Origin of the sequence: Mycobacterium sp. E3298 (genome assembly GCF_001666895.1) — a bacterium.
Classification (GTDB): Bacteria; Actinomycetota; Actinomycetes; order Mycobacteriales; family Mycobacteriaceae; genus Mycobacterium.
Genome location: NZ_LZJB01000148.1, coordinates 1 through 9,793 on the forward strand (window position 1 = coordinate 1; position 9,793 = coordinate 9,793).

Below are 9,793 nucleotides of genomic sequence, written 5' to 3' on the forward strand. Positions count from 1 at the left end.
GGTGCTGGCCGTCGAGGTGCTCGACCCCCGCGACGTCGAGCTGCCCGACATCGGTGACGTCGTGCTGCAGGACGCCGAATCCGGGGTCACCCGCGAGTTCACCATCGATCCCCAGCTGCGCGACGATTTTGCCAGGGCTGCCGCCGCGCACCGCGCCGAGGTGGCGCGCACCGTGCGCAGCTGCGGGGCGCCGATACTGACCCTGCGCACCGACCGCGATTGGATCGCCGACATCGTCCGCTTCGTCGAGTCCCGCCGGCGCGGGGCGATGGCGGGACGGCAGTGACGGGCACTTTGACCGAGGCGCACAGACACACCAAGACGGTTTTATGACACTGCCATTGCTCGGGCCGATATCGCTGTCCGGCTTCGCACACTCCTGGTTCTTCCTGTTCCTGTTGGTCGTGTTCGGGCTGGCCGCGATGTACATCCTCATGCAGCTGGCGCGGCAGCGAAGGATGCTGCGCTTCGCCAACATGGAGCTGCTGGAAAGCGTTGCGCCCCAACGCCCTTCGCGCTGGCGGCACGTGCCGGCGATCCTGCTGGTGGCGTCGCTGGTGCTGTTCACCATCGCGATGGCGGGGCCGACCAACGACGTCCGCATTCCCCGCAACCGGGCGGTGGTGATGCTGGTGATCGACGTGTCGCAGTCGATGCGCGCCACCGATGTGCAGCCCAACCGGATGGCGGCCGCGCAGGAGGCGGCCAAGCAGTTCGCCGACGAGCTGACCCCGGGCATCAACCTGGGGCTGATCGAGTACGCGGGCACGGCCACCGTGCTGGTGTCGCCGACGACCAACCGCGACGCGACGAAGAACGCGCTGGACAAGTTGCAGTTCGCCGACCGCACCGCCACCGGGGAGGGCATCTTCACCGCGTTGCAGGCGATCGCGACGGTCGGCGCGGTGATCGGCGGCGGCGACAAGCCGCCACCGGCGCGCATCGTGCTGTTCTCGGATGGCAAGGAGACGATGCCGACCAATCCGGACAACCCGAAGGGCGCCTTCACCGCCGCGCGCACCGCCAAGGACCAGGGCGTGCCCATCTCGACGATCTCGTTCGGCACCCCGTACGGCTTCGTCGAGATCAACGACCAGCGCCAGCCCGTTCCCGTCGACGACACGACGATGAAGAAGGTCGCCGAGCTCTCCGGCGGCAGTTGGTACAACGCCGCGAGCCTGGCGGAGCTGAAGGCGGTCTACGCGACGCTGCAGCAGCAGATCGGCTACGAGACCATCAAGGGCGACGCCAGCGTGGGCTGGGTTCGGCTCGGGGCGCTGGTGTTGGCGCTCGCCGCGCTCGCGGCCCTGCTCATCAACCGCCGCCTGCCGACGTAATTAGGGTTCCAGCCCGCGAGCGTAAGCTGGCTGCGATTGCCGGCCCGGATTTTCGCAGTGTGGTTACATTCGCGAAGCGCGCGCCTCGCTGACCCGGCGGATTATTTCGTCGCGGTGATGTTCGGCGATGACTCTGACGACAATCCACCCGTGACGCTCGAGCGTCTCCAGCCGGCGGACGTCCTTGACGTATTGATAGCGACTCGAGCGATGCTGATCGCCGTCATACTCGACAGCGACCTTGATGTCGTCCCAGCCCATGTCCAAATACGCCACGACGCAGCCCCATTCGTTGAGCACAGGGATCTGTGTCTGCGGAGCCGGAAACCCGGCCACAATCAACAGCAGCCGCAACCAGGTCTCCTTGGGCGATTGCGCCCCACCGTCGACGAGTCCGAGGGCGACGCGAGCAGCTTTCATTCCCCGGCGCCCCCGATACCGCTCGAGTAGGGGCTCGACGTCGGCCATCTTCAGGTCGGTCGCCTGCACGAGGGCATCGATGGCGGCGACTGCGGTTTCCTTCGGATGGCGCTTCGCCAGGTCAAGGGCCGTACGGGCCGGCGTAGTGACACGCATCCCGTCGACGACCGTGATCTCGTCGGCTTCGACGCGCTCTTCCCAGACCCGCACTCCCGCGGCCTGTCGGCGGTTGCAATCGATGATCTCGGCAGGTCGCGCCGGGTCGATCCAGCGAGCACCATGGAGCGCGGCGGCCGAGAAGCCTGCCAGGATGCCTCGTTGCCGCGATCGCAGCCAGGACGCCTTGGCGCGCAACACAGCGGTCAATTCCGTATCTCTGGGCATGTAGACGTCCCGGTGCAGCGCAATGTACCGAGTTCGGAGCTCATGGCGAGTCACCAGCCGCGCGGCGCGGGCTTCACTGCCCACGAAAGGATCCGTCATGGCGAAAGTGTGCTGAGTCACACCGACAAGTCGAGGCGGTCGTAACGTGGTGGCGGATTTTCGTTCGATATCTCGCCACAGCGTTACGACCGCGGCCTGGTAGGAGGGACATTTCAGCCCGGGGCGATTTCGGGGCGACCGCGGCAAGGCGCTAGGTTGGCGGGGTGACTGACACGGCCACCGAGAACACCACCGAAAGTGCCGCCACCGGCGGCAAACCCGCATTCGTATCCCGCTCAGTCCTGGTGACGGGCGGAAACCGGGGCATCGGACTGGCGATCGCGCAGCGGCTGGCCGCCGATGGCCATAAGGTGGCCGTCACCCACCGCGGATCCGGGGCGCCCGAGGGGTTGTTCGGCGTGGTGTGTGACGTGACCGACAACGAGGCCGTCGACCGGGCGTTCAAAGAGGTCGAGGAGCACCAGGGGCCCGTCGAGGTGCTGGTGTCCAATGCCGGCATCTCCAAAGACGCCTTCCTGATCCGGATGACCGAGGAGCGCTTCACCGAGGTCATCAACGCGAACCTCACCGGGGCGTTCCGGGTGGCCCAGCGGGCGTCGCGGAGCATGCAGCGCAAGCGGTTCGGCCGCATCATCTTCATCGGGTCGGTGTCGGGCATGTGGGGCATCGGAAACCAGGCCAACTACGCGGCCGCCAAGGCCGGCCTGATCGGCATGGCGCGCTCGATTTCCCGCGAGCTGTCCAAGGCCGGGGTGACCGCCAACGTGGTCGCCCCCGGCTACATCGACACCGAGATGACCCGCGCGCTCGACGAGCGGATCCAGGCGGGCGCACTGGAATTCATCCCGGCCAAGCGGGTCGGCACCGCCGAGGACGTCGCGGGGGCGGTCAGCTTCCTGGCGTCCGAGGATGCGGGCTACATCGCCGGCGCGGTCATCCCGGTTGACGGCGGCATGGGCATGGGCCACTGAATTCGGCCCCGACACATCGACATTAAGGACGGACATGGCAGGACTGCTCGAGGGCAAACGGGTTCTGGTCAGCGGGATCATCACCGACTCGTCGATCGCGTTTCACATCGCGAAGGTCGCCCAGGAGGCGGGGGCGCAGTTGGTGCTCACCGGGTTCGACCGGCTGCGGCTGATCCAGCGCATCGCGGACCGGTTGCCGGAGAAGGCCCCGCTGATCGAACTCGACGTGCAGAACGAGGAGCACCTGGACACGCTCGCCGAGCGGGTCACCGCCGAGATCGGTGAGGGCAACAAGCTCGACGGCGTGGTGCACTCGATCGGCTTCATGCCGCAGACCGGGATGGGCATCAACCCGTTCTTCGACGCGCCCTACGAGGACGTCGCCAAGGGCATCCACATCTCCGCGTACTCGTATGCCTCCCTGGCCAAGGCGCTGCTGCCGATCATGAACCCCGGCGGGTCCATCGTCGGCATGGACTTCGACCCGAGCCGGGCCATGCCGGCCTACAACTGGATGACGGTGGCCAAGAGCGCGCTCGAATCGGTCAACCGGTTCGTGGCCCGCGAGGCCGGCAAGTTCGGTGTTCGCTCGAATCTGGTTGCGGCGGGGCCGATCCGGACCCTGGCGATGTCCGCCATCGTCGGCGGTGCGCTCGGCGAGGAGGCCGGCGCCCAGATGCAGCTACTGGAAGAGGGCTGGGACCAGCGGGCGCCGATCGGCTGGAACATGAAGGACCCCACGCCCGTGGCGAAGACGGTGTGCGCCCTGCTTTCGGACTGGCTGCCGGCCACCACCGGCACCATCATCTTCGCCGACGGCGGCGCCAGCACCCAACTGCTTTAATCGCCAATGGAATTCGACGCCGTCCTGCTGCTGTCCTTCGGCGGGCCGGAGGGCCCCGAGCAGGTACGGCCGTTCCTGGAAAACGTCACCCGCGGCCGCAACGTGCCGCCCGAACGCCTCGACGACGTCGCCCAGCACTACCTGCATTTCGGCGGGGTGTCACCGATCAACGGCATCAACCGCGCCCTGATCGGCGAGCTGCGGGCGGAACTGGACCTGCCCATTTACTTCGGCAACCGCAACTGGGAACCTTACGTCGAAGACACCGTTGCGGCCATGCGGGACAACGGGGTTCGCCGTGCCGCGGTGTTCACCACGTCGGCGTGGAGCGGTTACTCCAGCTGCACGCAGTACACCGAGGACATCGCCCGGGCGCGGCAGGCCGCCGGGCCGGACGCGCCCGAGCTGGTCAAGCTGCGCCCGTACTTCGACCACCCGCTGTTCGTCGAGATGTTCGCCGGCACCGTCGGGGCCGCCGCGCGGACGGTGCCCGAGGGCGCCCGCCTGGTGTTCACCGCGCATTCGGTGCCGGTGGCCGCCGACCAGCGCCTCGGCCCCAGGCTCTACAGTCGCCAAGTCGACTACGCCGCAAGGCTGGTCGCCGCCGCGGCCGGCTACGCCGACTTCGATCTCGCGTGGCAATCGCGGTCCGGGCCGCCGCAGGTGCCGTGGCTGGAGCCCAGCGTCGAGGACCATCTCGCGGCGCTGGCCGCCTCGGGCACGACGGCCGTCGTCGTCTGCCCGATCGGGTTCGTCGCCGACCACATCGAGGTGGTGTGGGATCTCGACGAGGAATTGCGATCCCAGGCCGAGGCGGCGGGTCTGGCGTTCGCCCGGGCCGCCACACCCAACGCAGATCGCCGATTCGCCCGGCTCGCAGCCGATTTGATCGACGAGCTGCGCACCGGCCGCGCCCCCACCAGGGTGACCGGCCCCGACCCGGTGCCCGGTTGTCTCGCCAGCGTCGACGGCGCGCCGTGCCGTCCGCCGCACTGCGCCGCGGCCGAAGCCGGCTAGTCAGCCCACGCGGAGTGCAGGATCGCGGTGACGGCGGCCATTCGCGCCGACCGCACGACGGCGGTCAACGGCCGCAGCGCGTCACTGGCGATGCGTGCCTCCGAAGACGATTGCGTGCCGAACGGTTCCGGAACGGCGACCACCGGCGCGGTGAACCGATCCGGCGAGTCGGGGGAGCGGCTCAGTCCGGCGCTGACCGCGATGATGGCGTCGACGTGGGCGGCGTTCTCCAGCACCCGCAACGCGCGGGACGGCGCATGGTCGGGAATCCGGTGTTGCCGTGCGGATTCCAGCAACTGCTCGACGAGTCCGCGCGGATCCTCGACGTCGGCCGCGGCCGATCCGAGGCCGATCGCGCCGAGCGCGTCGGCGGCCGATCGGACCGCGGACCGCAGCGTGTATTCGGCGTCCCCGAGCTCGTGGTGGTCGAGCACCGGCGCACCGGGCAGCGAGTACACGGTCCAGGACAGCGCGCACAATTCCGGGAAGTCCGCCGCGTCTTCGTCGTAGGAGAACTCGGGGACCAGCCCGACGGCGGTGGCGGAATCGTTGGGATTGGCGACGATGATCGCTTCGCCGGCGGCCAGGGCGTCGCGCTCGAACTGCGTCCCCGGGGCAAGCCCGCGCACATCGCCGGGCACGGGCAAAAGCACATTGATGGTTCCGAGCAGCCGCCCCGCGCCGTCCGCGGAGGGTGTCGATCGGCCGACCGCGGCGCGCAGCGTCTGCAGCAGCGTCACCGTCCCGGCGTCGTTCACATCCGGCCACGGCAGCCCGGTGTGGCCGGCGGCGACCGCATCATACGCGGTGACCGATTGCTTTGGAGCCCATACCGATAACGCGTCCAACACGTCGTCGGGCGCGGCCTTGCCCGCGAGCCAGGCATTGGCCCACAGGGACAGCGAGACACTGGGACACCACACGATTCCGCAGTGTAGTTGTTTTGCCCGGCAAAGGCGGATCACGCGTATTCTGACCGCATGCACGCTGCGGTGCTTTGGCTAATATTCGCGCTGGTGCTTGCCGGTGCGGAGGCGCTCACCGGCCATATGTTTTTGGTGATGCTCGGCGGCGGGGCGCTGGCGGCGGCAATCACAAGTTGGCTGACGGACTGGCCCGGCTGGGCGAACGGCACGGTGTTCCTCATCGTCTCCGTCCTGCTGTTGGTGCTGGTGCGCCCTGCGCTGCGGCGGCGGCTGACACCGGCGCACGCGCCGCGGCTGGGTATCGAGGCGCTGGAGGGCAAGAAGGCGCTGGTGCTCGAGCGGATCGGCCGCGACGAGGGTCAGGTGAAGCTCGACGGCGAGGTGTGGACGGCGCGTCCGCTCAACGAGGGCGATGTCTACGAACCGGGGGAGTCGGTGACCGTCCTGCAGATCGATGGCGCCACGGCGGTCGTCTTCAGGAGCAATCCATAACGGATGCGAGAGACGCTGTGAGAGAGAGGAACTCCCGTGCAAGGTGCGGTTGCTGGTTTGGTGTTGTTAGCCGTCCTGGTGATATTCGCCATAATCGTGGTGGCCAAGTCGGTCGCCCTGATACCGCAGGCCGAGGCCGCGGTGATCGAGCGGCTGGGGCGATATAGCCGGACGGTCAGCGGTCAGCTGACGCTGTTGGTCCCGTTCATCGACCGGGTGCGCGCCCGGGTGGACCTGCGTGAGCGGGTGGTGTCGTTCCCGCCGCAGCCGGTCATCACCGAGGACAACCTGACGCTGAACATCGACACCGTGGTCTACTTCCAGGTCACCGTCCCGCAGGCCGCCGTCTACGAGATCAGCAACTACATCGTCGGCGTCGAGCAGCTCACCACCACCACCCTGCGCAACGTGGTCGGCGGGATGACGCTCGAGCAGACGCTTACCTCCCGCGACATGATCAACGGCCAGCTGCGCGGCGTCCTCGACGAGGCGACCGGCCGCTGGGGCCTGCGGGTCGCGCGGGTCGAGCTGCGCAGCATCGACCCGCCGCCGTCGATCCAGGCCTCGATGGAAAAGCAGATGAAGGCCGACCGTGAGAAGCGGGCGATGATCCTGACCGCCGAAGGGAACCGGCAGGCCGCGATCACACAGGCCGAGGGCGCCAAGCAGGCGCAGATCCTGGCGGCTGAGGGCGCCAAACAGGCCGCGATCCTGGCCGCCGAGGCCGACCGGCAGTCCCGGATGCTGCGGGCCCAGGGTGAGCGCGCCGCGGCTTACCTGCGGGCGCAGGGGCAGGCCAAGGCCATCGAGAAGACCTTCGCCGCGATCAAGGCCGGCAGGCCCACCCCGGAGATGCTGGCCTACCAGTACCTGCAGACGCTGCCGGAGATGGCGCGCGGTGACGCCAACAAGGTCTGGGTGGTGCCCAGCGACTTCAGCGCGGCGTTGCAGGGATTCACCAAACTCCTGGGTACCCCCGGCGAGGACGGCGTGTTCAGATTCCAGCCGTCACCGGTCGAGGACGCACCCAAGCACAGCGCCGACGATGACGCCGACGTCGCCGACTGGTTCTCCACCGAAACCGATCCCGCGATCGCGCAGGCGGTGGCCAAGGCCGAGGCGAGCGCCCGCCAGCCGGTGGATGGCACTATGCCGGGGGCACCGCCGCAATTGACCCAATAGGATTGCTCCATGAGCGTTTTCACGTCGCCGAAGACGTACGTCGCGCTAGGCGCGTTCCATGCAGTCGACGCGGTGTTGTGCGGCGTCCAGGTGGCCCCGATCAAAAAGGTTCTGGATGACGTCGGGCTGCCGGAAAACGTTCGGCCCGTGCTGCCGGTGGTGAAGGCGGCCGCCGCGGTGGGCTTGCTGTCGGTCACCCGTTTCCCCGCGCTGGCGAGGCTGACCACCGCGATGTTGACGCTCTATTTCGTCTTGGCGCTCGGCGCGCACATCCGGGTCCGGGACAAGGTCGCCAACGCGCTTCCGGCGGCGGCGTTCCTGGTGACCTTCGCCGTGATGACGGCGAAGGGTCCCGACCGCGCCTAGTCGAGGCGCAGCTCGACCAACGGCAGCGGGGCGCCGGTGTCGGTGATCGACGCGCCGAGCGTGTCCTCCAGCACGGGCCGCATCCGCTCCCACGCTTTCGGGTGACGGCTGCGGTAGGCGGCCAGGGCGCGGTCCACCTCGTCCTGGGCCATCACGCGTGCCGTGGCTCGTCTTGGGGCACGACTGCCGGTGTAGACCCGCACCCGCGGATTGGCTTCAATGTTGCGGAACCACTGCGCTTTTCGGCCGAAGCCGGAGGCCACCACGTAGGAGCCTGGGGCGGGGTGGTCGACGACTTCGAGGACGGCGTAGCGCCGCGCGCCCGAGGTGCGACCGGTGTGTTCGAGCATCAGCATGCGGGAGCCGAACAGCGCGCCCGCGCGGGCCTTGAAGAGCCAGATCGGCGCGCGCACCAGTCGGCGCGACCGAAGCAGGCGTCCGGCGAGCTCGGAAAGTGAGGGCACCGCTACGCGTGGGGCGCCGGCGGCAACGGCGGCGCGGGGACGACGGCCGGCGCGGACGTCGGCAATGGCGGTGAGGTGTAGATGCACCCTCCGCCCGCCGACTGTGACGACAGCGGCGGCGGGTATGGCGGCGGGGGAAGCTGAACCCGGACCGTCCACACCAACCCGGTGATCGCGAGGGTGGCGAGGACGCCGAGTACCAGGCCGGCCAGCCCGGCGACGATGGCGACGCCGGCGGGAAAGCGGCGGGTTCCGATGCTGTCCGAGGTCATGCGGCTCCCCACGGTCGTCGGATGTCGGTGACTTCAGACGCTACTGGCGAGACGGCTGCCGCCGCCACGATTCGCCGGATCGCGACGGCGGCAGGCCGGTCAGCTGTGCGGGGCAGCGGAGGGCGGCGGCGACGGCGGGAAGGCCTCGCCCGGCGGCGGGACCAAGCCTCGCGGCGGCCCGGGCGGCGCGGGTGGCGGCGCGAACCCGAAACCCCCGGGCATGGGCCCACCCATCGGCGGCGGCGGTGGACCCTGATGCAGTCCCATCATCGGCGGCGGACCCGGCAGCGGCGGCGGACCGGGCGGGCCCGCGCTGATGATCCAGGCGAAGGCGATGGCCGCGATGGTGCCGACCGCGCCGATCAGCGCGCCCGCCACCCCGGCGCCGACCACGACACCGGTGGCGTAGCGGCGGGGTTCACGTGGTTGCCGGGGCGGCGGCGGATTGGTGTCGATCTCCTCGTTTGTGGTCATGGCTTCGGACGGTAGGGGCCGCATCTGAAGTGGACCTGAAGAAACTGCGGCCCCGTCCGCCACTCCTGTCACCAGCGAAGGGCAGCGGCGTTGTGCCCGCCTCGCAGCGACAAACGCGAAATGGCCCTGCCGGGGGCGGATTGTCGCTCAGAGGCGGGCACCTGGTCACATCCCGGCGTTCCTGATAAATCTGGGATTGCCGGGACGGAAGGGGCACCGCGGCGGCTTCAGGTTGGTTTCAGCACCGGCGCTCACAATGGAGTCATGACGAACTGCCCGCGCCCGGCCGCCGGCCACTTCAGCGTCGGCACGCCGCGGATGACGTCGATCAGGTCGAATCCGTCGCGTCCCGGCAGCATGACGTCGAGCACCACCAGGTCCGGCCGCAGCCCATCGAGCACCTCCTCCAAACCGTCACCGTCACAACGACCCTCGGTGTGATAGCCGATGTCGGTCAGCGCTTCGCTGACCATCTCCCGGATCGTCTCCGAGTCCTCGACCACCAGAATCCGCGGCGTGCCGACGCTGAAGTGGCCGGCGGCCGGGCGCGGGCAGTTCGTCATGACTCCATTGTGAGCGCCGGT

12 protein-coding genes and 2 pseudogenes are annotated in these 9,793 nt (G+C 68.9%); 8 read left to right on the plus strand and 6 right to left on the minus strand.

Annotated elements, in window-relative coordinates; genetic code table 11:
* Positions 1 to 286 (plus strand): annotated as a pseudogene (locus A9X05_RS06745) (DUF58 domain-containing protein); the annotation flags it as partial.
* A 43-nt stretch (positions 287 to 329) separates the two neighbouring features.
* The gene (locus A9X05_RS06750; RefSeq protein WP_067754035.1) at positions 330 to 1,337 is read left to right on the plus strand and encodes a VWA domain-containing protein; all 1,008 of its coding nucleotides are present in this window, start codon (positions 330 to 332) and stop codon (positions 1,335 to 1,337) included.
* A gap of 63 nt (positions 1,338 to 1,400) precedes the next feature.
* Here the strand turns inward: A9X05_RS06750 and A9X05_RS06755 are convergent, their stop codons facing one another.
* Positions 1,401 to 2,240: a type IV toxin-antitoxin system AbiEi family antitoxin gene (locus A9X05_RS06755; RefSeq protein ID WP_067780153.1), complete on the minus strand. Its 840-nt coding sequence runs from the start codon at positions 2,238 to 2,240 to the stop codon at positions 1,401 to 1,403.
* A 164-nt stretch (positions 2,241 to 2,404) separates the two neighbouring features.
* On the opposite strand from A9X05_RS06755, the gene fabG1 reads away from it, so the two are divergent.
* Genes fabG1 through A9X05_RS06770 form a run of 3 tightly spaced genes read left to right on the plus strand, consistent with a single transcriptional unit; the run spans position 2,405 to position 5,033 of the window.
* Positions 2,405 to 3,172: a 3-oxoacyl-ACP reductase FabG1 gene (gene fabG1, locus A9X05_RS06760; RefSeq protein WP_067754029.1), complete on the plus strand. Its 768-nt coding sequence runs from the start codon at positions 2,405 to 2,407 to the stop codon at positions 3,170 to 3,172.
* A gap of 34 nt (positions 3,173 to 3,206) precedes the next feature.
* Positions 3,207 to 4,016 carry an NADH-dependent enoyl-ACP reductase InhA gene (gene inhA / locus A9X05_RS06765; protein WP_067780156.1) on the plus strand — a complete coding sequence of 270 codons (810 nt, stop codon included), beginning with the start codon at positions 3,207 to 3,209 and terminating at the stop codon, positions 4,014 to 4,016.
* Positions 4,017 to 4,022: 6 nt separating this feature from the next.
* On the plus strand, positions 4,023 to 5,033 hold the full coding sequence (locus A9X05_RS06770) for a ferrochelatase (RefSeq protein WP_067780159.1): 1,011 nt from the start codon (positions 4,023 to 4,025) through the stop codon (positions 5,031 to 5,033).
* On the opposite strand, the gene A9X05_RS06775 is transcribed toward A9X05_RS06770, so the two are convergent.
* Positions 5,030 to 5,956: a hypothetical protein gene (locus tag A9X05_RS06775; protein ID WP_067780162.1), complete on the minus strand. Its 927-nt coding sequence runs from the start codon at positions 5,954 to 5,956 to the stop codon at positions 5,030 to 5,032. The two genes, A9X05_RS06770 and A9X05_RS06775, sit on opposite strands and share 4 nt — an antisense overlap.
* A 57-nt stretch (positions 5,957 to 6,013) precedes the next feature.
* Between A9X05_RS06775 and A9X05_RS06780 the strand changes: the two genes are divergently transcribed.
* The 3 genes from A9X05_RS06780 to A9X05_RS06790 are packed head-to-tail and all read left to right on the plus strand — an operon-like array spanning position 6,014 to position 7,999.
* Complete coding sequence (locus tag A9X05_RS06780) at positions 6,014 to 6,451, plus strand: NfeD family protein (protein WP_067754020.1); 438 nt, start codon at positions 6,014 to 6,016, stop codon at positions 6,449 to 6,451.
* Between the two features lie 36 nt (positions 6,452 to 6,487).
* Positions 6,488 to 7,633: an SPFH domain-containing protein gene (locus A9X05_RS06785; protein ID WP_067754017.1), complete on the plus strand. Its 1,146-nt coding sequence runs from the start codon at positions 6,488 to 6,490 to the stop codon at positions 7,631 to 7,633.
* Between the two features lie 9 nt (positions 7,634 to 7,642).
* A complete protein-coding gene (locus A9X05_RS06790; RefSeq protein WP_067754014.1) occupies positions 7,643 to 7,999 on the plus strand; it encodes a DoxX family protein in 357 nt (118 codons plus the stop codon).
* Here the strand turns inward: A9X05_RS06790 and A9X05_RS06795 are convergent.
* The 4 genes and pseudogenes from A9X05_RS06795 to A9X05_RS06810 form a co-directional block, all read right to left on the minus strand.
* Complete coding sequence (locus A9X05_RS06795; RefSeq protein WP_067754011.1) at positions 7,996 to 8,463, minus strand: nitroreductase family deazaflavin-dependent oxidoreductase; 468 nt, start codon at positions 8,461 to 8,463, stop codon at positions 7,996 to 7,998. The genes A9X05_RS06790 and A9X05_RS06795 overlap by 4 nt on opposite strands.
* Before the next feature lie 2 nt (positions 8,464 to 8,465).
* The gene (locus A9X05_RS06800) at positions 8,466 to 8,735 is read right to left on the minus strand and encodes a hypothetical protein (RefSeq protein WP_067780165.1); all 270 of its coding nucleotides are present in this window, start codon (positions 8,733 to 8,735) and stop codon (positions 8,466 to 8,468) included.
* A 99-nt stretch (positions 8,736 to 8,834) separates the two neighbouring features.
* Positions 8,835 to 9,209: a hypothetical protein gene (locus tag A9X05_RS06805; protein WP_067780168.1), complete on the minus strand. Its 375-nt coding sequence runs from the start codon at positions 9,207 to 9,209 to the stop codon at positions 8,835 to 8,837.
* A 314-nt stretch (positions 9,210 to 9,523) separates the two neighbouring features.
* A pseudogene (locus A9X05_RS06810) lies at positions 9,524 to 9,772 on the minus strand (response regulator transcription factor); the annotation flags it as partial.
* Between the last annotated feature and the right edge of the window lie 21 nt (positions 9,773 to 9,793).